The following is a 20,824-nucleotide window of genomic DNA, read 5'->3' on the forward strand; positions in this document are numbered from 1 at the left end:
GTCTTCTCGCTACTGCTGTTCTGCCCGGCGTTTGACCATCAGGTTCACTACCGTTGCCAGCAGGAGCATCAGGCCCAGGAAGAACTTGAACCAGTCGGGGTTCCATTCGGCGTAGACAATGCCCTTGTTGGCCATGCCGAAGATGAACGCGCCGATGGCCCCGCCAACGGCGGAACCGTACCCGCCCGTCAGCAGGCAGCCGCCGATCACTGCGGCGATGATGTAGAGGAACTCGTTGCCGATGCCTTCACCGGACTGGACCGTGGAGAAGGCGAAGAGGTTGTGCATGCCCAGCACCCAGGCACAGAATCCCACCCCCATAAACAGGCCGATCTTGGTCTTCACCACCGGCACCCCCACGGCCCGGGCCGCGTACGCGTCACCGCCGGAGGCGAAGATCCAGTTGCCGATCCGGGTCCGCAGCAGGATCCAGGAGGCCAGTGCCACCAGCGCGATCCAGATGAAGACGGTCACCCGGACTTCCACGCCGCCGAGGGTCAGCGAGGAGGCAAAGACCGCCCGCCCGGATTCGAAGCCGTCCATCGTGGAGATGGACGGCGTCGATACGCTGCCGCCGATGGCACGGGTGAGTCCGAGGTTCAGCCCGGTGAGCATCAGGAAGGTGGCGAGGGTGACGATGAAGGACGGCAGCCGGGTCCGAACCAGGATCCAGCCGTTGACGAAACCCACGCCCAGGGACAACAGCAGTGCCAGCCCCACGCCCACCCAGACGTTGGTGGCGAAATACCAGCTGAAGAGCGAGGCCATCAGCGCCGAGCTGATCACGGCCACACCCGCCGAAAGGTCGAACTCACCGCCGATCATGAGCAGCGAAACACCCACGGCCATGATCCCGATGGTGGAGGCCCCGTACAGGACGGTGGCAATGGATCCCGGCTGGAGGAACACCGGCGCCACCACGGAGAAGAACACAAAGAGGGCCACTGCCCCCACCAGTGCGCCGATTTCCGGCCGGCCCAGCAGTTTGGCCAGCGGGCCTTTGCCGGTGATCCGTTCATCCGCCGCCGGCGCCGCCACGGTAGCTGTAGTTGCCATCTCGGTCTTCCTTTCCGTTCCGCCGGCTCCGCTAGCGGATGCCGTCTTCGGCGAAGGCCAGCACCTCTGAGGCGTTGGTGGAGTCAATGATGGTGGGGCCCGTGAGTACCGGCTGCCCGCCGCCGAGCTGGAACCCGCCCCGGTGGAACTGCCACAGGGCGTCCACGGCGCCGTAACCCTGCATCCACGGCTGCTGGTCGACGGTGAAGATCACCTCTCCGTCCGCAATCTTCTGTGCCATCTCGGCATTGAGGTCGAAGGACGCAACCTTGGCGTCGCTGCCGGAACCGGCCACCGCCTTCAGGATGGTCAGGGTGTAGGGCGCACCCAGACCGACAATGACGTCGACGTCGTCGGTGGCCTGCAGCTTCGCCGTGACGGTGGACTCCACCTGCGTCATGTCGGTGCCCTGCACATAGAGGACCTCTGTCCCGGGGACCACGGCCTTGACGCCGGCGCACCGGTTCTCCAGGCCTACGTGCCCCTGCTCCTGGATGACGCAGACGGGATGGGTGTAGCCGTCCGAGGCGAGCCGTTCCCCTACCGCCTCGCCGGCGAGCTGCTCATTGGAACCGAAATGGGTGAAGGCGCCGAGCTCCGCGGAGCGGTCCTCGCCGGCATTGAGGGTTACCACCGGTATGCCCGCCGCGCGGGCGTCCTCCAGCGCACCTGCCAGGGCGTCCGGTTTGGCCAGGGTGACGGCTATTCCGTCCACGCCCTGCTCCACGGCCTGCTCAACCAGCTGTGCCTGGCGGCCGCCCTCGGGGTCCGAAAGGTACTGCAGTTCCACGTTGTCCTTCCCCGCGGCTTCCTCCGCACCTTTGCGGACAATGTCCCAGAAGGTGTCGCCGGGGGCGGCGTGGGTAATCAGGGCAATCTTGATCTGTTCTGTGTCCGCGACGGCTCCGCCGTCCTGGCTCTCGGGTTCGGGCGTCCGCCCTCCCTCGCTCGAACACGCGGCCACCGTCAACGCGGATGCCAGTACCGCCGCCGCGGCGAAGCGCCGCCAGGAACGTTTTTGTGACACGACAGTCTCCTTTGTCTTCGTGGTCCGTTCCTCCCCGATAACCCGCGCCTGCACCCGTGGGGTGCACCCGCTCGGTTCGGTACTTGGAGCCCCAGAATAGTCCGCAGCGTTCCGGAGTCAATAGATTGTCAGGACATATTGCTACCCCCTTCGCCGTTTACGGAGCCGTGCGTACAGAGCACTCGGGAACCTCTGCTGCCGGACACCGGGTTCCTGCTATGCTCGCAGTCAACTTTGTCCTGTCATCGCATCAAAGAGTCACCCGTGGATCCGGCACCCGACGGATTAAGGAGCGGCCCGTGGGAACGGAACTGAACATCCCGATTGACCGGTCCTCGCCGGTGCCCCTCTACCACCAGGTGGTCCAGGGAATCGAGGCGGCCATCCACAGCGGAGAACTGGAGTTCGGCTCCCGGCTGGACAACGAGATTGAACTCGCCGGCAGGCTGAAGCTCTCCCGCCCCACCATGCGCAAGGCCATGGACGAACTGGTCCGCAACGGCCTGCTGGTCCGCAAACGCGGCGTCGGCACCCAGGTGGTGTCCAGCCAGGTGCGGCGGCCGCTCGAACTGTCCAGCCTCTTTGATGATCTGGAGCGTACCGGGCAGAAACCGGGCACGAAGGTGCTCGACTTCCGGCACGGCCCGGCGGACGCCGCCGTCGCCAAGGCCTTGGACCTGCCCGGCGGGGTGAACACCTACCACTTCACCCGGCTGCGCAGCGTGGGCGGCAAGCCCCTGGCCGTGATGGAAAACTGGGTGCGGGATGACATCGCGGAGATCACCGAAGAGGGGCTGCGCAGCCGCGGCCTGTACCAGATCCTCCGGGACGCCGGCGTGAATTTCCGGCTGGCCACCCAGCGCATCGGCGCCACCGTCGCGAGCGGGCGGCAGTCGGAGCTGTTGGAGACCCGGCCCGGTGCCGCGCTCGTCACCATGGAGCGCACCGCCGTCGACGACGCCGGTCGCAGCGTCGAAACCGGCCACCACGTGTACCGGGCCGACTCTTACACGTTCGAAATGACGCTGGTGCAGCGCTAGCATCGGCACACCAAAGCAGGGCATTCCCTTCTCCGACAGGGGCTCAACATGCAGGAACCGCAGCAGTGGGTGTATCCGTCCGGTTCTGCCGCGCGGGAACCCTGGCAGGTATCCCTCGGCGCTTCGGACAGTTCCCCTGTCCACGGCTGGGCGCACACCGGACTCAAGGTGGCCGAGCTCGGGCCGGATTCGGCGGTGTCCCTTCCAGCCGAATCCGAAGAGCGGCTGGTCATCCCCCTGTCCGGGTCCTTCACCGTGACCGCGGACGGCACGGACTACCCGCTGCGGGGGCGGACCTCGGTATTCGACGGTCCCGCAGACGTCCTGTACTCCGGCACGGACACGGCATTGACCGTCTGGTCGCGGGACGGCGGCCGGGTGGCCGTGGCGCTGGCACCGGCGTCCACCTCCTACCCGCTGCGGGTCCTGGAACGCGAGCAGACCCCGGTGGAACTGCGTGGAGCCGGGAACTGCTCGCGGCAGGTCCACAACTTCGGCACCCCGGCCGCCCTGGAAGCGGACCGCTTCATTGTCTGCGAGGTGCTCACCCCGGCCGGCAACTGGTCCTCCTATCCGCCGCATAAGCATGACGAGGAAAAGGACGGCGAAACGCAGCTGGAGGAGATCTACTACTTCGAAACCCGGATCTCGCCGCAGGCACCTGCGGACCAGGCGGCAGACCCCGTGGGATATGCCCGCGTCTATGCCTCTGATGAACGGCCCATCGATGTCACGGCCGAGGTGCGGACCGGCGACGTCGTCCTGGTTCCCTATGGCTGGCACGGCCCGGCCATGGCTGCACCCGGCTATGACCTGTACTACCTCAACGTCATGGCCGGTCCGGGACCGGTGCGCAGCTGGCTGATCAGCGACGACCCGCAGCACGGCTGGATCCGCGGCAGCTGGGAAGGGCAGGCGGTGGATCCCCGCCTGCCCTTCGGCTCCTGAGGCGCTGCTCCGCCTAGGCGCTGCCGCGCCTGGACCGCCGCCTGACCGCGGGCCGCCTACACCGCGGGCGCCGAGAGTGCCGGGCCGGGAAGCCGCAGGGCCGCGGCGTCGCTGGTGTGGAACTGCCGTTCGAGTTCCTCCAGGCTCTTGCCCCGGGTTTCGGGCAGGTAGGCCCGAACGAACAGGACCGCGAAAACGCCGAGGCCGGCGAAGAGGAAGAACGTGTTGGAGATGCCGACGCCGGCCGTCAGCACGGGGAAGCTGAAGCCCACCGCAAAGTTCACCATCCAGAGAATGAACGCGGTACTGCCCATGCCCAGGCCGCGGATCTTCAACGGGAAGATCTCGGAGAGCATCAGCCACGTCACCGGCGAAATGGCCCCCTGCTGGAACGCGAGGAAGGACACGGTCAACGCCAAAATCACGAATCCGCGGCCGGTGCCCTCCGGCAGCACCAGGGAGAAGAGACCGATGAGGGTCAGCGCCGCGATGGTGCCCAGCTGTCCGATCATCAGCATCGGCCGCCGGCCCACCCGGCCCAGCAGCCAGATCCCCACAAACGTGGCCAGCACGGAAATCACGCCGTTGGCGATGTTCGCGGTCAGGGCGGCCTGGGTGCCGAACCCGGACTGCTTCAGGATCTCGGTGCCGTAGTACATGATCGAGTTCACGCCGGTGATCTGCTGGCAGATGGCCACCCCCACCCCGATCAGGAAGATCCGCCGCATCCAGGGGACGCGGAGGTCGCTGAAGGATCCCTTCTTGGCCTCGTAGTCCTCCCGCGCCAGTGCCCGGACGTCGTCGATTTCCTTACGGGCGACGGCGGCGGTCCGGATTTTCTTGAGCACTTCGAAGGCTTCGGCGTAGCTGCCGCTGGCGGCCAGCCACCGGGGGCTTTCCGGAACGCGGAGCATCCCCAGCCAGAGGCCGATGGCCGGCAGCGTTGCCACCACCAGCATCCACCGCCAGATGCTGACCTGGTCCGCCCACAAGTTGCCCAGCACGGCGTTGGTCACGAAGGCCAGCAGCTGCCCGGAGACGATCATCAGCTCGTTGCGGGTCACCATCTGGCCGCGCAGGTGGGCCGGTGACATTTCCGCCAGGAACACGGGCACCATGGCCGACGCGCCGCCCACGGCGAGGCCCAGGACAAAGCGGAACCCGACGGTGACCACAACGTTGGGCGCCAGGGAAACCCCGATGGTGCCCAGGAGGAAAACGGCGGCAAGTCCCATGATCAGGCGCCGCCGGCCGTACCGGTCCGCCAGCCGTCCACCCATCAAGGCACCGAACGCGGCGCCGATGAGCAGGGAGCTGGTCACCAGCCCCGTGGTCAGCGGAGTCAGGCCGAGGTCTTCCTCCATAAAGGGCAGGGCGCCGTTGATGACACCCGTGTCGTAGCCGAAGAGCAGCCCGCCGAGGGTGCTGACGGCTGCAATGCGCTTCAGCGCCTTGTTGGGTTGGAGATCCTTACCGGGATTGATGGTCGAGCTCATGATGCCTCCGTCGGTCCGTCCGGCTTCACCGGGTTCCGTTGACCAGGTCCGTCATGGTTGCGAGTTGGTAGCGGGCTACCTCGAGAGCGTTTTCGTTCTCGCCGAAAACGCTGGAGACCATCACCGTGTCGGTCCGGTCCAGGAAGCCGTTTCGTGCCAGCGCCGCGAAGAGCTGCTGCCAGTCGACGTCGCCGTCGCCGATCTTCAGGTGCTGGTGGACGCGCACCGGATTTCCGGGCGGGTTGGTGATGTAGCGCAGCCCGTTGGAGGCGCGGTGGTCCATAGTGTCCGCCACGTGCACCACCTGCAGCCGGTCCCCTACTTCCCGCAGGATCCGGTCCGGGCTGTCCGCCAGATGGAAGGCATGCGCGGCCACGTAAACAAAGCCGAGGTTCGGCGAGTTCACTCCGCGGATCACCCGCCAGGCGGCAAGGCCTTCCTCCACAAAGTCATCCGGGTGAGGATCAATCGCCACCTGGATGCCCTCGCGTTCAAAGAGCGGCACCAGTTCCTCCATGGACCGGTAAAACGCCGCTTCGGATTCCTCCGGGTGTTCCGGCCGGCCCCCGAATTCCGTGTTCATTTGGGTGACCCCCAGGTCCACGGCCAGCTGCACGGCCCGCCGCCAGTAACGGACGGCGGCCTGCCGGAGATTCTCATCCGGGGAGGACCAGCGGAGCACCGGCAGGATCGACGCGATGCCGACCTCCGCCTCGGCGCAGGCCTTCTTCAGCGCTGCGGTGAGGGCGTCATCCGCCTTGGGATGGGTGAAGAAGGGCAGGAAGTCCGGGTGCGGGGTCAGCTGCAGGTACGGGTAACCCAGCTCGGCCGCCAGCTGCGGGAACTGCAGCAGGGAGTGGGTGCGGTGGAACGGGGTGGGATCCAGTGCCATCTTCACGGGGTGGCCCTCCTTCCGGGGATGGACAAATGTTCAGGACAAATACAGGGCGGGTTTCCCGTTCAGGGGCACGGCCACCCGCTGCCCGGTGCGCTGCGCCTCGACGCCCGCGGCGCAGCAGGCAGCGGTGGCGTAGCCGTCCCAGGCGCTGGGCCCTTCGGCGGTGCCTGCCAGGGAAGCGTCCACCCATGCCTGCACCTCGGCGTCGTAGGCGGCGCTGAAGCGCTGCTCGAAGCCCGGAGCCACCCGTCCGCCCCACCGGCCGTCCGCCCGCACCAGCGGTCCGGTGTCCGCGCCGATGCTTACGATGCCGTCCTCGAAGGCAGCCTGGGCGGAGACCTGGTAGCCGAACCGGGCGTTGACGTAGATTTCGACGTCGGCCAGCACCCCGGATTCGGTTTCCATCAGTACCTGCTGCGGGTCGCGCTGGCCCAGCGGCGCGTTGCCGGTCGATTTGCCGATCCGGACCTGGACGGCGGTGATCTCTTCCCCGGTGAAGAAACGCACCGCGTCGAACTCGTGCACCACCGAATCGTTGATCAGCATTTCGTTGGTGAACCCAGCTGGGGTGGCGGCATTGCGGTGCTGGTGGTGGAGCATCAGCAGCTCGCCCAGCTCCCCGCTGCGGACCATCCCGGCCAAGGCGGCGTATTCGGCGTCGTACCGCCGCATGAAGCCCACCTGGATGCGTCGCCGGCCGAGTTTCTCCTCGGCCTGGACCACCTTCCAGGCGGACACGGGGTCCGGCGTCAACGGTTTCTCGCACAGGATCGGGATGTCCCGGGCCAGGGCCTGGTGCAGGATGTCCTCGTGCAGGAAACCGGGCGTGGCGATCAGCACGGCATCGACGTCGGGACTGCCCAGCGCTTCCCCGGCATCGGTGAAGGCGGAGGCGCCGGGGATGCCTGCGACGGCGGCCCGGGAACGGGTCAGGTCAATGTCGACGACGGCGGCTACCTCGGCCCGGGCCGTCCGGTGGTGCAGCCGCAGGATGTGGTCCATCCCCATGCGCCCGGCGCCGATGACGGCAACGCGGAGATTCTCGCTCATGGTTTCTCCTCACTGGATCCGCGTGGCGGTTCCGCACGAGAGCAGGTAGCTGCGGGTGCGTCGGGCCACGGGCATCGGTACGTTCAAATCGGCGACGGGGTACATGTCCTGTTCGACTATTCCGAACAACGGCTTCTCCAGTGCTTCGGCGGCCCGGATCACCGCGGCCAGGTCCGGGAGTCCGTGCGGGGGTTCGGTCATCACCCCGGCCAGGTTCGCCGCCGCCCAGGGAAGGTCCTGCTGCCGCACCGTTTCCAGGACGGCCGGATCGATCTGTTTCAGATGCAGGTAGCCGATGCGTTCGGGGTAGGCGGCCATCAGTTCCACGCTGTCCGCTCCCCCGTACTGGGCGTGCCCGGTGTCCAGGCACAGGCTCACCAGCGCGGGGTCGGTGCCCTGCAGGAAACGTTCAATGTCCGGTTGGGAGCAGACGTGGGAATCGGCGTGCGGATGGAACTGCTGCTGCAGGCCGAATTCCCCGCGCAGTTCCCGGCCCAGCCGGTTGTGCCCCTCCAAAAGGTCGTTCCACTGGCCGACCGACAGCTCGGCTGCCTCCACCGGGGCGCCCGTGACGTCGTCGCGCCACATGGCCGGGATGACCACCAAGTGGCCGCCGCCCATGGCCGCGGTGAGTTCGGCGACCTTCCGCGCGGGTTCCCAGGCGGCTGCCCACTGCTCGGAACCCCGGTGGAAAGCGGTAAACACCGTTCCGGCGGAGACCTTCAGCCCCCGCTGACCCAGTTCATCGGCGAGCTTCTGCGGGTCGGTGGGCAGGTAGCCGTACGGTCCAAGCTCAATCCACGTGTAGCCGGCTTCGGCCACCTCGTCGAGGAAGCGCTGCCAGGGGGTCTGCTTCGGATCGTCGGCGAACCAGACACCCCAGGAATCCGGGGCCGTGCCTATGGTCAGGGGGTTGGAGGCCATGCCTGATTCCTTTCAAGGGGGGTCCCGCGCTAGTTGGAGGGGAAGGCAAACGAGGCACCGGACAACTCGGCCGGTTCGGGCCAGCGCTGGGTGACCACCTTGCCGCGGGTATAGAAGTGCACACCGTCGGGACCGTAAATGTGGTGGTCGCCGAAGAGTGAATCGTTCCAGCCGCCGAAGGAATGCCAGGCCACCGGCACCGGAAGCGGAACGTTGATGCCCACCATGCCCACCTTCACGCCCCGGGTGAACGCGCGGGCGTAGGCACCGGAGGCAGTAAAGATGGCGGTGCCGTTGCCGTACGGGTTGGAGTTGATGACTTCCAGCGCTTCCGAGATGTTCTCGACCCGCACCACGGCCAGGACCGGGCCGAAGATTTCCTCCCGATAGGCGGTCATTTCGCGGCGGACATGGTCGAGAACCGTAGGGCCGACAAAGAACCCGTCCTCGTGGCCCTTCACCACCAGCTCCCGTCCGTCCACAACCAGGGCGGCGCCGTCCTCCTGCGCTTCACCTACGATTTTCTGCAGCCGCGACTTGGCGTGCGGCGTGATCACGGGTCCCATATCGGCGTCGGGTTCCATCCCGTTGGCAACTTTGACCGCCTCGGCGCGTTCCTTCAGCCGGGCCACCAGGTTCTCCGCCGCGCTGCCTACGGCCACGGCCACCGAGATGGCCATGCAGCGCTGTCCGGCGGAACCGAACGCGGCGGCGGTAATGTGCTCGGCGGCGAGGTCCAGGTCCGCATCCGGCATCACCACCGCATGGTTCTTGGCGCCGCCCAGGGCCTGCACCCGCTTGCCGTGCCGGGTGGCCGTCTCATGCACGTGGCGCGCAATCGGCGTCGATCCGACAAAGGAAACGCCGTCGACGTCGGGATGGGTGAGCAGCCCGTCCACCGCTTCCTTGTCCCCCTGCAGCACGTTGAAGACGCCGTCGGGCAACCCCGCGTCCTTCCAAAGGCGGGCCAGGAACAGGCTGGCGGAGGGATCGCGTTCGGAGGGTTTGAGGATGAACGCGTTACCGGTGACGATCGCCACCGGCGCCATCCACAAGGGCACCATCACCGGGAAGTTGAACGGCGTGATGCCTGCAACCACTCCCAGCGGCTGGCGGAACGAAAACACGTCGATGCCGGTGGAGACCGCGTCCGAGTAGTCGCCCTTGAGCGACTGCGGGGCGCCGCAGGCATACTCGACCACTTCCAGCCCGCGGCCGACTTCCCCGGCGGCATCCGAGACCACTTTGCCGTGCTCTCCGGTCACCACCCGGGCAAGTTCCTGCACGTTCGCGGCGAGCAGCTCGCGGAAGCGGAACAGCACGGCAGTTCGTTTGGTCAGCGAGGTCTCGGCCCAGCCGACGGAGGCGGCCTTCGCGGCGGCGACGACGGCGTCGATGTCCGTCCGGTCCGCCAGCCGCAGTTCACCGGTGACCTCTCCGGTGGCCGGGTTGTAGACCGGCTGGTGCCGGTCCCCGTGTCCGGCGGTTTCGGCGCCGTTGATGAAGTGCGTGATGGTGGTGCTCATGGAACTCTCCGTTTCTGGGGTGCAGCCCGGGAAGGAGCCCGCTAACCGATCAGCGGCTTCTGCCGTGCCTTGGAGGAGGTGTAGGTGCCGTAGGCCTGCTGTGTGGAGTCCAGCTCGGACGTACCGGACACCGGTACGTCCCACCAGGATTCGGAATCGGGTGCGTCGATCAGCGGGTCGGATTCGATGTGGATCAGGACCGGCCCGCTGCCCTCCGGTTCGCCCTTCGCCTTGGCCACCGCGGCTTCCAGGTCCGCGACGGCGTTCGGTCCCGGCTCGACGCGCAGCACGCGCACGCCCAGGGACTCGGCGTTAAGGGCCAGGTCCACCGGCAGCTTCGCGCCGTCGTCGAACGTGTGGTGCTTGCGGTCCAGGGTCCGGTACCGCGTGCCGAACCGCTGCGAGCCGAGGCTTTCGGAGAGCGCTCCGATGGAAGCGAAACCGTGGTTCTGGATCAGCACGGTGATCAGCTTGATTCCCTCCGCGACCGCTGTCACCAGTTCGGTGTGCATCATCAGATAGGAGCCGTCGCCGACCATCACGACGACGTCGCGGGGCTGCGCGGCGGCCGTGCCTTCCGGTGCACGGGCCGCCTCGTCCACGGCCGCCCGCTTCACGCCGAGTCCGCCGGGGATTTCGTAGCCCATGGTGGAGTAGGCGTACTCCACGTGGTAGCCGAAGGGATCCTGCACCCGCCACATCTTGTGCAGGTCCCCGGGCAGCGAACCCGCCGCGCAGACCACGACGTCGCGGGGCGCCATGGCACGGTTCACGGCGCCGATGATTTCGTTCTGGCTGGGCAGCGGAGCGGAACGGGTGTCGAAGGCCAGGTCCACGGTCCGGTTCCAACGGTCCTTTTCCGCCGCAACCAACGCAAGCATGCAGTCCGGGACGCGGTAGCCCTCCAGAGCGTTGGCCAGCCGGAGCAGTGCCTTGCGGGCATCGGCGACGAGCGGCAGGCTCGGGCCAAGCTTGTACGCGTCAAGGGGTGCCACGTTGATATTGATGAACTGCACGCCTGGGTTTTGGAAGGCCGTATGCGAGGCCGTGGTGAAATCCTCGTACCGGGTACCGATCCCGATCACCAGGTCCGCTTCCCGGGCGAAGACGTTGGCCGCCGTCGTACCCGTGGACCCCACGGCGCCCACGCAGTACGGAGCGTCCCACGGTACCGTCCCGACCCCCGCCTGGGTGTAGCTGACCGGGATGCCGGAGGTTTCGGCCAGCCGGGCCAGCGCATCAGCTGCGAAGGCGTAGAGCACACCGCCGCCGGCCACAATCAGCGGGCGCCGGGACGCGCGGATCAGCTCCGCGGCACGGCGGATTTCCGTATCCTCGGGTTCGGGCCGGCGGATCCGCCACTCCCGTTCGGCCAGGAATTCCTCCGGCACCTGGAGCACTTCGGCCTGGACGTCCTGGGGCAGGGAAATGGTGACGGCGCCGGTTTCGGCCGGATCGGTCAGCACCCGCAGCCCGTGGAGGAAGGCGGAGTACAGCTGCTCGGGCCGGCTGATCCGGTCGAAGTACCGGGACAGGGGCCGGAAGGCATCGTTGACGGTGATGTCGTAGGCTTCGGGGCGTTCCAGCTGCTGCAGCACGGGATCGGGTGCGCGGGTGGCGAACGTGTCCGAGGGCAGCAGCAGGACAGGCAGCCGGTTGGTGGTGGCCAGCGCGGCGCCGGTCAGCATGTTGGTGGCGCCGGGGCCGATGGAACTGGTGACCGCGTACGCGGCCCGCCGGCGGGTGTGCCGGGCATACCCCACCGCCTGATGCACCATCGCCTGCTCGTTGCGCCCTTGGTAGTAGGGCATGGCGCCCGGGTCCCGGGCAGAGGACTGCTTCAGGGCCTGGCCGACGCCGGCCACGTTGCCATGCCCGAAGATGCCGAACATGCCCGGGAACAGCCGTTCGCGGTAGTCCGCTCCCCCGATGCTGTCCACGGTGTACTGCCTGCCCAGGAACTCCACGACTGCCTGGGAGACTGTCATTGTGCGCGTTGCCATCAGCCCGTGGCCTCCTGACCGGTAGGTGTCTTCAGCAGTGACGCCGCGGTGGCCACCGCGTCCTCCACGCTGCCCTCCTTGGGGTAAAGCAGCGTACGCCCCACCGTCAACCCCTGGACACCCGGAAGGTCCAGGGCGGCCTCCCACGACGCGTAGGTGTCCTCGGAGGAACCGGACGGGTCGCCGCCCAGCAGGACGGCCGGCATGGTGGTGGCGGCCAGGACGCGTTCCATGTCCGGGACCACCGGCAGCTTCATCCAGGTGTAGGCGCTGGTGGCGCCCAGTCCCGAGGCGATGGCCACCGAGGCAACCACCGCGTCGGTACTGAGATCGTTGCGGATCCGCCCGTTCTCCCAGACCGAGATGAACGGTTCCACCATGGCCACCAGGCCGCGGGCCGCCAGGCTGTTGATCGCCTGTGCCGTGGCTTCCAGCAGGTTGGCGGTGGCCGGGTCCGTCAGGCAGATCCGGGTGAGCATCTTGCCGCCGGTGGCCCGCAGGGCCAGCAGGGCCTCGGCGGTGTGGCCGGTGAAGCGGTCATCTATCTCGTTGACGTAGCCGGCCAGCCCGCCCCGGTTCATGGAACCGAACAGCAGCTTCCCGTCCAGCGCGCCGAGCAGCAGCAGATCGTCCAGGATGTCGGGGCTGGCCAGCACGCCGTCGACGGCGGGATTCGCCAGGGCGGTCCGCAGCCGGTCCAGCAGCTCGCGGCGGTCCGCCATGGCCATGGGATCGCCGCCGACGGAGAGCGCGCCGCGCGCGGGATGGTCCGCGGCCACAATGAAGTTCTGCTCGCCCTGCTTCGGCCCCGGGTGAGGCGGCCGGTTCCCCGCGGCGCGGAGGACCGCTTCGGGATCCTCGAGGCGGATGCGGGAAAGGTGCTCGTAGCGCCGCGGGTTGTCGTCGAATTCGCTCATGGGGCGCTCCCGCTCTCCAGCGGTTCCAGCGGTTCCGGTGCGGGGCGGTCCTGTCCGGCCAGCAGCGCGTACACCTCGGCGGGGGTGGGCATTGCGTCGGCGCAGGACAGCCGTGAAGCGACGATGGCGCCGGCCGCGTTCGCGTAGTCGAGCACGGCAGCCAGCGGCCAGCCGGACAGCAGTCCGTGGCAGAACGCCCCGCCGAACGCGTCTCCGGCGCCCAGCCCGTTCACGGTCTCCACCCGGAACGGTGCCGAGACAACGCGTTCGGTGCCGGTTTTGGCAAGTACCCCTTCCGCCCCGAGCTTGACGACGGCGATGCCCACCCCGGCGGCGAGCAGCCGTTCCGCCTGTTCATCCGGGCTTCCCGCCCCCACGGCCACCGCGCATTCCGCCTCGTTGCCAATGGCGACATTCACGTGGGGCAGGATGCGGGACACCTGTTCCGCGGCCTCCGCTTCGCTGTCCCAGAACATCGGCCGGTAGTCCAGGTCCAGCACCGTATACCGGCCGGGCGGAAGCTCTTCCCGCGGCCGGGCCCGGTGCGCTGCCAGATGGGCGGACCGGCTCGGTTCCTGGCACAGACCGGTCACGGTGGACCAGAAAATCCCGGCGTCCCGGATAGCGTCGAAATTGAGGCTCCCGGCCTCAATCTGCAGGTCGGGAGCGGTGGGAAAGCGGCCGTAGAAGTACAGCGGGAAGGAGTCCGGCGGCATGATGGCGCAGAACGTTGCCGGCGTCTGCAGCCCGGGTACTCCGGTGACGAAGCCGTCATCCACCCCGAACTTCCGCAGCTCCCGGTGAAGGTATTCGCCGAAGGGGTCCTCTCCGGTGCGGGTGATGATGCCGCTGCGCCGGCCGTGCCGGGCGGCGGCAACTGCGACGTTGGACGGCGAGCCGCCCAGATACTTGCCGAAGCCGGTCACGTCCTCCAGCGGCACGCCGATGATATCGGGATAGATGTCAACGCTGATGCGTCCCATTGCCAGCACTTCGTGAACCACGGGTGGATCACCGGCCTTCCTGTTCCCGCAGGCAGGCCCTGCGGCCGCCTCGGAGTGATCAGAACCACAGGCACCACTGTGCGCCCGAAAGTTTGTCCTGTCAAAGGTTTGTGCTGACAAATCGTGGAATACGGGCCAGAGAAGCGAAAGAGCAGGTATACGCGTGCGCAGGCAGCAGGCTACTCCTTGGCTGGCGCAGATTGTCCTGTCATACGCGTTGGAGTCCTCGACTCCGAAGGCTGGGAATACGGCACCTTGGGCGCTGCCCCTCACGGCATGATCCGTGCGAGGATCGGCCTATGACCCAGCGCCTGATGCTCCTCGACTCCGCGTCACTTTACTTCCGTGCCTTCTACGGCGTCCCCGACAGCATCCGCCGGTCCGACGGTACGCCGGTGAACGCCGTGCGCGGCCTGCTGGACATGATCGCCAGGCTCACCACCGACTACGAGGCCACGCACCTGATCGCCTGCTGGGATGACGACTGGCGGCCGCAGTGGCGGGTGGACCTGCTGCCCACGTACAAGGCGCACCGGGTGGCCGAAGAAGTGAGTGGGAACCCCGACGTCGAAACGGTTCCGGATCCCCTTGAGGCCCAGATCCCGATGATCCGCCGCACGCTCGAGCTGGCGGGCATCGCCGTCGTCGGCGCTGCGGAACACGAGGCCGACGACGTGATCGGCACCTACGCATCCACCGCGTCCATGCCGGTGGACGTGGTGACCGGGGACCGGGACCTGTTCCAGGTGATCAACGACGAGAGGGACGTCCGCGTGATCTACACGGCCCGCGGCATGAAGAACCTGGACGTGATGACCGATGCGTCAATGGTGGCGAAATACCAGGTGCTGCCCGAGCAGTACGCGGACTATGCGACCCTGCGCGGCGACGCGTCCGACGGATTGCCCGGCGTCTCCGGAATCGGCGAGAAGACGGCGGCGTCGCTGCTGGCCGAGTACGGCACCCTGGATTCGCTGCTGGCCGCCGCGCAGGACCCGGACAGCGGCCTCTCGTCGCCGGTGCGGTCCAAGCTCGCCAAGGCCGCGGACTATCTGGCGGTTGCACCGAAGGTGGTGAAGGTGGTGCGGGACCTCGAGCTGCCCACCCCGGTAAAGGCCGGCGCCGAGCTGCACACGATCACCGGCGGGGAGCGCGCGGAACTGGAGCGGCTCGCCAAGGACTGGAACCTTGGCAGGTCCGTGAAGCGACTGCTGGACGCTTTCGACCGCTACGCGTAGGCGGCGCCGCAAAACAAAACACCCCCGGTCCGAAGACCGGGGGTGTTCAACTGCAGCAAATGGTGCCCGAAGTGGGACTCGAACCCACACACCTCTCGATACTGCATTTTGAGTGCAGCGCGTCTGCCAATTCCGCCATTCGGGCGTGCCCTGCGTCACGAAGCACGAGTACTTACCGTGTTGAGCGCAAAACTACTCTACATGCGGATACGCTGATTGTGTGAACTGCCGGTCTGCCGGCGGGAGAGACCGTATCTGAGGAGCCATCTGTGTCTGAGTCCACCGAGTCCGCGCCCGCCGCGTCGACCCACGCTGCGTCTGCCAACACGCCGTCCAACACCCCGGCCCGCCGTGTACTCGTCGCCGAAGACGAGACCCTGATCCGCCTGGACATTGTCGAGATCCTCACCGGTGAGGGTTACGACGTCGTCGGCGAGGCCGACAACGGTGAGAAGGCCGTCCAGCTGGCCAACGAGCTGAAGCCGGACCTGGTGCTGATGGACGTCAAGATGCCGCTGATGGACGGCATTACCGCTGCCGAGCAGATCGTCAAGGCACGCATTGCCCCGGTGGTGCTGCTGACCGCGTTCAGCCAGAAGGAACTGGTGGAGCGTGCGCGCGAGGCCGGTGCCATGGCCTATGTGGTCAAGCCCTTCACCCCCGCGGACCTGATTCCCGCCATCGAGATTGCCCTCTCCCGCCACGAGGAGATCAAGGCCCTCGAAGCCGAGGTCACCGATCTGAAGGAACAGTTCGCCACCCGCAAGCTGGTGGAGCGCGCCAAGTCGCTGCTGACCACCAAGATGGGCCTCACCGAGCCCGAGGCCTTCCGCTGGATCCAGAAGACGTCGATGGACCGCCGCCTGAGCATGCGCGAGGTTGCCGAGACCATCATCAACCAGGTGAACTGACACCTACTCCCCCGCAGGAACCAACACCAACGCAGGAACCAAAAAGGAAAGGTCCCGTCCAACCGGACGGGACCTTTCCTTTTAGTGCAGGGAAACGGGGAACCTAGATGGCCTTGGCCTGGCCCTTCTTGCTTTCCTTGATCGGCCACGGACCGACCTTTTCCTTGACGCGCTCCTGGCCGTCAGCACGCTGGCCTGCGTCGGCAATGTCACCGACGCGGTGCACCTTGATGCTGTTGGTCGAGCCGGCCTGTCCGGGAGGCGAACCGGCAGCAATGACCACCAGGTCGTCGTCTTCCACCAGGCCCTCTTCGAGCAGGGTGCGGTCCACCTGTGCGGTCATCTGGTCGGTGTGCTCGGCGAACTCCACGAGCATGGGTGCCACGCCCCAGAACAGGGTCATGTAGCGGTAGGTCTCCTCCACGGGGGTGAAGGCGAACACCGGCTTGGACGGGCGCAGGCGGGACAGGCGGCGGGCGGAGTCGCCGGACTGGGTGAAGGTACAGATGTACTTGGCATCCAGCTGGTCGGAGATTTCCACCGCGGCGCGGGTGATGGCGCCGCCGCGGGTCCGCGGCTTGGAGCCCAGCGGGGGAACACGGTTCAGGCCGTGCTTTTCGGTGGACTCGATGATGCGGGCCATGGTTTCGACGGTTTCGATGGCGTACGTGCCCACCGAGGTTTCGCCGGAGAGCATCACTGCGTCCGCGCCGTCGAGCACGGCGTTGGCGCAGTCGGAGGCCTCGGCGCGGGTCGGGCGGGGGTTGTCGATCATGGATTCGAGCACCTGGGTGGCCACGATCACGGGCTTGGCCCAGCGGCGTGCCAGCTCAATGGCGTTCTTCTGCACGATCGGAACCTCTTCGAGCGGCAGTTCGACGCCGAGGTCACCGCGGGCAACCATGATGGAGTCGAACGCGTCGATGATCTCTTCGAGGTTCTCCACGGCCTGCGGCTTTTCGATCTTGGCGATGACCGGCACGCGGCGGCCTTCCTCGTCCATGATCTCGTGCACGCGGGAAATGTCGCCGGCGTTGCGGACGAAGGAGAGGGCAACCATGTCGACGCCGCGGCGCATGGCCCAGCGGAGGTCGTCCTCATCCTTTTCGCTCAGTGCCGGAACGTTGACGGCAACACCGGGCAGGTTGATGCCCTTGTTGTTGGACACCTTGCCCGGTACTACTACCTCGGTGACAACGGTGTTGGCAGTTACCTCTACGGCACGCAGCTTGACCTTGCCGTCGTCGATCAGCAGGAAGTCGCCCGCGTTCACGTCGCCGGGCAGGCCCTTGTACGTGGTGGAGCAGATTTCCTTGGTGCCGGGAATGTCATCGGTGGTGATGGTGAAGGTATCGCCCACGTTCAGGAAGTGGGGTTCCTCGGTGAACCGGCCGAGCCGGATCTTGGGGCCCTGGAGGTCGGCGAAGATGCCTACGGGCATCCCCAGCTCGGCGGAGGCCTTGCGCACGTTTTCATACGTGGCGTTGTGTACGGAGTGGTCGCCGTGGCTCATATTCATACGGGCGACGTTCACGCCCGCGCGAAGAACCGCTACGGTATTTTCATAGCTGGCGATCGCTGGTCCAAATGTGGCAACAATCTTTGCGCGTCTCATACTTCTAGCCTAGTCTCCCTTGCCAGTTTGCGCATGGGAGCGGGCCGCGTGGCCACCCGGATCCTGCACCTCGGAAGCCGTGGTAGGCGGCTTTTTGCCCCGCCGCCAGAGGAAGTGCGTGCACAGATTCCCATAAAGCGGGTATATCGAGCGGCTCCGACCTAGGGGCAGCTGGAAAACGTTCCAGGAGAATGGGAATCTGTGCAGGCGTCCCGCCCGGTTCAGCCCACCCGACGCCGGTAGACGGCTGTCGCGACGGCGTAGCCCACACCCAGGATGCCGGCCAGCCAGAGAAGCGCGACCCAGAAATCGCTGCCGACGGGCTCCCGGGCAAGCAATGCCCGGAGGGTGTCCACGATGGAAGTCACTGGCTGGTTCTCGGCAAACCACGCCACCGGGCCGGGCATGGTGCTGGTGGGCACAAATGCCGAGCTGATGAACGGCAGGAAAATCAGCGGGTAACTGAACGCACTCGCGCCCTCCACTGTCTTTGCGCCCAGCCCGGCGATCACGGCCAGCCACGTCAGGGCAAGGGTGAACAAGACGAGGATCCCGACGACGGCGAGCCACGCAGCCGGCGACGCACCGGAGCGGAAGCCCGCAATCAGGGCCACGCCGACAACGAGCACGAGCGAGGCCAGGTTGGCGGTCACGGAGGTAAGGACGTGTGCCCAGAGCACACCCGAGCGGGCAATGGGCATGGACTGGAAGCGTTCGAAGATTCCTCCCTGCCGGTCGAGGAACAACCGGTAGGCGGTGTAGGCCACGCCGGAGGCAACCGTGATCAGCAGGATGCCGGGCAGCGTGTAGTTGATGTAGGACTCCCCCGATCCGGTGCTGATTGCTCCGCCGAACACGTACACAAACATCAGCATCAGTGCGACCGGCGTAACCGCCGTCGTAATGATCGTGTCCGGGCTGCGGAGGACGTGGCGCAGGGAGCGTCCCGTGAGGGCGGCAGTGTCATGAAACGTCTGGGTGGTCATCGGTTTCCCTCTTTCTGCTGCGCCGGGGGAAGTCCCTCCTTCGGCGCGGTGCCGTCACCGGTATCGCCGGTGAGGGCGAGGAAGACGTCCTCGAGGGACGGCTGTTTAGTGATGTATTCGGCCTTTGCCGGCGGAAGGAGCTGCTGCAGTTCAACCAGGGTTCCGTTTTGGATGATGACGCCCCGGTGCAGGATCCCGATCCGGTCCGCAAGCTGCTCCGCCTCGTCGAGGTACTGCGTGGTGAGCAGCACCGTCGTGCCGCCGTCGGCAAGCTCCCGGATGGTCTGCCATACCTCGTTGCGTGCCTGCGGATCCAGGCCCGCCGTCGGCTCGTCGAGGAAGATGATTTTCGGATCCCCGACCAGGCTCATGGCGATATCGAGCCGGCGGCGCATACCGCCGGAGTACGCCCCCGCCTTCCGGCTCCCCGCGTCGGTGAGCGCAAAACGGGCCAGCATGTCATCCGCTACCGCGCCCGGATTCTTCCGGTGGCGGAGCTTCGCGATGAGGACCAGGTTCTCGCGGCCTGTCAGCACTTCATCAATGGCAGTAAATTGGCCGGTCAGGCTGATCGATCGTCGCACTTCACCCGGGTGGGCTGCGACGTCGTGCCCGTCCACCGCTGCGGTGCCGGCGTCGGCCTTCAGCAGCGTTGAAAGGATTCGCACCAGCGTTGTCTTGCCCGCTCCGTTGGAGCCCAGCAGGGCGAAGATACTGCCGGCATTCACCTCAAAGTCAACGCCGGACAACACCTGCAGATCCCGAAAGGACTTCTCGATGCCCTGTACCCGGATGGCGGGTTCGAGGGTTTGGTCGGTATGCATATCCGGTCTCCAATCCGGTGTTTTTATACCTCTTCGTCGGACCGGTCGATGGTCTCGATAAGGCGCCTGCGCTCCTTGTCGATCCACTGGCCGTCCGCGTAATTCGCCATGAAGGCCTCCGCGAACTCCACCGGATCCTCTCCGACAATGCTGCGGACCGGAGTGCCGTCAACAGCGGCACGCTCCACCAGATCAACAAGGTCCTCGAGCATCTGGACGTAAACATCACCCTTCGCAATCGGTGCCGCGTACATGAAGTAGCGTTCGAGCCCGTCCATGGCCCTGCGGTATCCGGCGGGCAGCTGTTCCTTGCGCTGCTTGAACCGGCGCCAGCGCCTCTTTTCCTCCAGCGGTCCCGTGACCAGCTCTATCCATTTGGCGGTCATGATGGGTCTCCTTCGTGCGGGTTCAGGGCGTGCTGCTGGAACTGTTCAATCCGGGAAGCCAGAAAGCTCCAGGTTCCCCAGAACTCATCGAGGTACTCGGAGCCCCGGGTGTTCAAGGTATAGACCTTCCGCGGAGGCCCCTTTTCCGACGGAACCTTCTCGACGTCGACGAGTCCGCGTTTCTCGATCCGGACCAGGAGCGCATAGACGGTTCCCTCGGCAATCTCGGTGAAGCCCTGCTCACGCAGCCTGGCCGTGATGTCGTAGCCGTAGGCGGGTGAAACGGCGAGGATCCCCAGGATGATGCCTTCGAGGGTCCCCTTGAGCATCTCCGTCATCTGCTTGCCCATGGATGTTGCGCCTATCTACCTAGTGTTGCTAGCTACCAGTACACAGTAACACTAAGTACTGTCGGGGCAAGGAGCTTCGGCAAAGAAAAAGCCCGGAGATCAACTAAGTGATCTCCGGGCTTTTAGTGAAACGGTACTTACCTACTGCTGGTGCGGGGCCGGGGGCGGCGGAGGGGTGAAACCGGCCGGGGCATTGGCGAATCCCGGATACTGGGGCGGCGCGGCCGCTCCCCCGTAGACCGGCGCCGTCGCTCCCCCGTAAGCCGGCGCGGGAACCGGCTTGGGGTTCAGCTCTTCCCCGATCCCGACCACCACGAAGGGCAGTCCTGCCTTGGAAAGATAGACGGGACGTGCCGTGCCGGCCAGCAATATGAGCGAGAACGTCACTGCGTAGATGGGCAGGTCCCGGTAGACCACCAGGAACAGGCCCAAGCAGACTGCCAGCAGCATCGCTCCAACGAGCAGCGCCAATCCGACGAGGCCCTTGGGGCTGAAGCGGACCTCCATCCGGGGGCGCGCCGGGTGCCGTTTCAGTTGGCCGAGCTTCCTCAGATAGATCACGAGCACGGCGATCCCGAAGGTGACCACCGCCCCGATGACCAGCGATGCAATGGCAGTCCCCATT

Annotated in this window: 20 protein-coding genes and 1 tRNA gene; 4 read left to right on the forward strand and 17 right to left on the reverse strand. The window is 66.4% G+C overall.

All coding sequences use genetic code 11. The features are described from left to right. Positions 1-9 precede the first annotated feature (9 nt). Positions 10-1,056 (reverse strand): ABC transporter permease, encoded by a 1,047-nt coding sequence (locus NNX35_RS09560; RefSeq protein ID WP_255867613.1) that lies wholly within the window; start codon positions 1,054-1,056, stop codon positions 10-12. A gap of 31 nt (positions 1,057-1,087) precedes the next feature. After that, positions 1,088-2,083: a substrate-binding domain-containing protein gene (locus NNX35_RS09565; protein ID WP_255863096.1), complete on the reverse strand. Its 996-nt coding sequence runs from the start codon at positions 2,081-2,083 to the stop codon at positions 1,088-1,090. A 299-nt stretch (positions 2,084-2,382) separates the two neighbouring features. Between NNX35_RS09565 and NNX35_RS09570 the strand changes: the two genes are divergently transcribed. Together NNX35_RS09570 and iolB are read left to right on the forward strand one after the other, a co-directional pair. Then, positions 2,383-3,123, forward strand: a complete 741-nt coding sequence (locus tag NNX35_RS09570; RefSeq protein WP_255863097.1) for a GntR family transcriptional regulator — start codon at positions 2,383-2,385, stop codon at positions 3,121-3,123. Between the two features lie 48 nt (positions 3,124-3,171). Further along, a complete protein-coding gene (gene iolB / locus NNX35_RS09575; RefSeq protein WP_255863098.1) occupies positions 3,172-4,071 on the forward strand; it encodes a 5-deoxy-glucuronate isomerase in 900 nt (299 codons plus the stop codon). Between the two features lie 56 nt (positions 4,072-4,127). On the opposite strand, the gene NNX35_RS09580 is transcribed toward iolB, so the two are convergent. Genes NNX35_RS09580 through iolC form a run of 8 tightly spaced genes read right to left on the reverse strand, consistent with a single transcriptional unit; the run spans position 4,128 to position 13,889 of the window. Continuing rightward, positions 4,128-5,567: a sugar porter family MFS transporter gene (locus NNX35_RS09580; protein ID WP_255867614.1), complete on the reverse strand. Its 1,440-nt coding sequence runs from the start codon at positions 5,565-5,567 to the stop codon at positions 4,128-4,130. 25 nt (positions 5,568-5,592) lie between these two features. After that, positions 5,593-6,465 carry a sugar phosphate isomerase/epimerase gene (locus tag NNX35_RS09585; protein ID WP_255867615.1) on the reverse strand — a complete coding sequence of 291 codons (873 nt, stop codon included), beginning with the start codon at positions 6,463-6,465 and terminating at the stop codon, positions 5,593-5,595. Positions 6,466-6,498: 33 nt separating this feature from the next. Beyond that, a complete protein-coding gene (locus NNX35_RS09590) occupies positions 6,499-7,515 on the reverse strand; it encodes a Gfo/Idh/MocA family protein (protein WP_255867616.1) in 1,017 nt (338 codons plus the stop codon). Positions 7,516-7,524: 9 nt separating this feature from the next. Further along, entirely contained in the window at positions 7,525-8,439 is a 915-nt protein-coding gene (locus NNX35_RS09595) for a sugar phosphate isomerase/epimerase (RefSeq protein WP_255867617.1), read from the reverse strand. A gap of 29 nt (positions 8,440-8,468) precedes the next feature. After that, positions 8,469-9,965 carry a CoA-acylating methylmalonate-semialdehyde dehydrogenase gene (locus tag NNX35_RS09600; RefSeq protein ID WP_255867618.1) on the reverse strand — a complete coding sequence of 499 codons (1,497 nt, stop codon included), beginning with the start codon at positions 9,963-9,965 and terminating at the stop codon, positions 8,469-8,471. A 41-nt stretch (positions 9,966-10,006) separates the two neighbouring features. Next, positions 10,007-11,953 (reverse strand): 3D-(3,5/4)-trihydroxycyclohexane-1,2-dione acylhydrolase (decyclizing), encoded by a 1,947-nt coding sequence (gene iolD, locus NNX35_RS09605; protein ID WP_370647032.1) that lies wholly within the window; start codon positions 11,951-11,953, stop codon positions 10,007-10,009. A 14-nt stretch (positions 11,954-11,967) separates the two neighbouring features. Beyond that, a complete protein-coding gene (locus NNX35_RS09610) occupies positions 11,968-12,885 on the reverse strand; it encodes a deoxyribose-phosphate aldolase (RefSeq protein ID WP_255867620.1) in 918 nt (305 codons plus the stop codon). Further along, positions 12,882-13,889, reverse strand: a complete 1,008-nt coding sequence (gene iolC / locus NNX35_RS09615; protein WP_255867621.1) for a 5-dehydro-2-deoxygluconokinase — start codon at positions 13,887-13,889, stop codon at positions 12,882-12,884. Before iolC ends, NNX35_RS09610 begins: the two co-directional genes overlap by 4 nt. A gap of 299 nt (positions 13,890-14,188) precedes the next feature. On the opposite strand from iolC, the gene NNX35_RS09620 reads away from it, so the two are divergent. Further along, positions 14,189-15,127, forward strand: coding sequence for a 5'-3' exonuclease (locus NNX35_RS09620; protein WP_255867622.1), 939 nt, complete (start codon positions 14,189-14,191; stop codon positions 15,125-15,127). A 60-nt stretch (positions 15,128-15,187) separates the two neighbouring features. On the opposite strand, the gene NNX35_RS09625 is transcribed toward NNX35_RS09620, so the two are convergent. Further along, a tRNA-Leu gene (locus NNX35_RS09625) sits at positions 15,188-15,272 on the reverse strand. A gap of 124 nt (positions 15,273-15,396) precedes the next feature. On the opposite strand from NNX35_RS09625, the gene NNX35_RS09630 reads away from it, so the two are divergent. Beyond that, entirely contained in the window at positions 15,397-16,038 is a 642-nt protein-coding gene (locus NNX35_RS09630) for a response regulator (protein ID WP_255766045.1), read from the forward strand. Positions 16,039-16,141: 103 nt separating this feature from the next. On the opposite strand, the gene pyk is transcribed toward NNX35_RS09630, so the two are convergent. From pyk to NNX35_RS09660, 6 genes are all read right to left on the reverse strand, one after another. Next, complete coding sequence (gene pyk, locus NNX35_RS09635) at positions 16,142-17,653, reverse strand: pyruvate kinase (RefSeq protein ID WP_255766044.1); 1,512 nt, start codon at positions 17,651-17,653, stop codon at positions 16,142-16,144. Positions 17,654-17,874: 221 nt separating this feature from the next. Further along, positions 17,875-18,639 carry an ABC transporter permease gene (locus NNX35_RS09640; RefSeq protein WP_255867623.1) on the reverse strand — a complete coding sequence of 255 codons (765 nt, stop codon included), beginning with the start codon at positions 18,637-18,639 and terminating at the stop codon, positions 17,875-17,877. Continuing rightward, positions 18,636-19,463 carry an ABC transporter ATP-binding protein gene (locus tag NNX35_RS09645; RefSeq protein ID WP_255867624.1) on the reverse strand — a complete coding sequence of 276 codons (828 nt, stop codon included), beginning with the start codon at positions 19,461-19,463 and terminating at the stop codon, positions 18,636-18,638. Before NNX35_RS09645 ends, NNX35_RS09640 begins: the two co-directional genes overlap by 4 nt. Before the next feature lie 23 nt (positions 19,464-19,486). Then, positions 19,487-19,849, reverse strand: coding sequence for a DUF1048 domain-containing protein (locus NNX35_RS09650; RefSeq protein ID WP_255867625.1), 363 nt, complete (start codon positions 19,847-19,849; stop codon positions 19,487-19,489). Then, on the reverse strand, positions 19,846-20,199 hold the full coding sequence (locus NNX35_RS09655; RefSeq protein ID WP_255867626.1) for a PadR family transcriptional regulator: 354 nt from the start codon (positions 20,197-20,199) through the stop codon (positions 19,846-19,848). Before NNX35_RS09655 ends, NNX35_RS09650 begins: the two co-directional genes overlap by 4 nt. A 141-nt stretch (positions 20,200-20,340) precedes the next feature. Further along, a complete protein-coding gene (locus NNX35_RS09660; RefSeq protein ID WP_255863112.1) occupies positions 20,341-20,823 on the reverse strand; it encodes a hypothetical protein in 483 nt (160 codons plus the stop codon). Position 20,824: the final 1 nt, after the last annotated feature.

The organism is Arthrobacter sp. zg-Y844, assembly GCF_024385465.1.
In the GTDB taxonomy this organism is placed as follows: Bacteria; Actinomycetota; Actinomycetes; order Actinomycetales; family Micrococcaceae; genus Arthrobacter_B.

What these genes read in the sequence shown, in the direction of transcription:
- iolD (WP_370647032.1), bottom strand. Translation starts at nt 11,953, where the DNA reads ATGACAGTCTCCCAGGCAGTCGTGGAGTTCCTGGGCAGGCAGTACACC.
- NNX35_RS09590 (WP_255867616.1), bottom strand. Translation starts at nt 7,515, where the DNA reads ATGAGCGAGAATCTCCGCGTTGCCGTCATCGGCGCCGGGCGCATGGGG.
- NNX35_RS09610 (WP_255867620.1), bottom strand. Translation starts at nt 12,885, where the DNA reads ATGAGCGAATTCGACGACAACCCGCGGCGCTACGAGCACCTTTCCCGC.
- NNX35_RS09595 (WP_255867617.1), bottom strand. Translation starts at nt 8,439, where the DNA reads ATGGCCTCCAACCCCCTGACCATAGGCACGGCCCCGGATTCCTGGGGT.
- NNX35_RS09660 (WP_255863112.1), bottom strand. Translation starts at nt 20,823, where the DNA reads ATGGGGACTGCCATTGCATCGCTGGTCATCGGGGCGGTGGTCACCTTC.
- NNX35_RS09640 (WP_255867623.1), bottom strand. Translation starts at nt 18,639, where the DNA reads ATGACCACCCAGACGTTTCATGACACTGCCGCCCTCACGGGACGCTCC.
- pyk (WP_255766044.1), bottom strand. Translation starts at nt 17,653, where the DNA reads ATGAGACGCGCAAAGATTGTTGCCACATTTGGACCAGCGATCGCCAGC.
- NNX35_RS09580 (WP_255867614.1), bottom strand. Translation starts at nt 5,567, where the DNA reads ATGAGCTCGACCATCAATCCCGGTAAGGATCTCCAACCCAACAAGGCG.
- iolB (WP_255863098.1), top strand. Translation starts at nt 3,172, where the DNA reads ATGCAGGAACCGCAGCAGTGGGTGTATCCGTCCGGTTCTGCCGCGCGG.
- NNX35_RS09600 (WP_255867618.1), bottom strand. Translation starts at nt 9,965, where the DNA reads ATGAGCACCACCATCACGCACTTCATCAACGGCGCCGAAACCGCCGGA.
- NNX35_RS09645 (WP_255867624.1), bottom strand. Translation starts at nt 19,463, where the DNA reads ATGCATACCGACCAAACCCTCGAACCCGCCATCCGGGTACAGGGCATC.
- NNX35_RS09620 (WP_255867622.1), top strand. Translation starts at nt 14,189, where the DNA reads ATGACCCAGCGCCTGATGCTCCTCGACTCCGCGTCACTTTACTTCCGT.
- NNX35_RS09655 (WP_255867626.1), bottom strand. Translation starts at nt 20,199, where the DNA reads ATGGGCAAGCAGATGACGGAGATGCTCAAGGGGACCCTCGAAGGCATC.
- NNX35_RS09560 (WP_255867613.1), bottom strand. Translation starts at nt 1,056, where the DNA reads ATGGCAACTACAGCTACCGTGGCGGCGCCGGCGGCGGATGAACGGATC.
- NNX35_RS09650 (WP_255867625.1), bottom strand. Translation starts at nt 19,849, where the DNA reads ATGACCGCCAAATGGATAGAGCTGGTCACGGGACCGCTGGAGGAAAAG.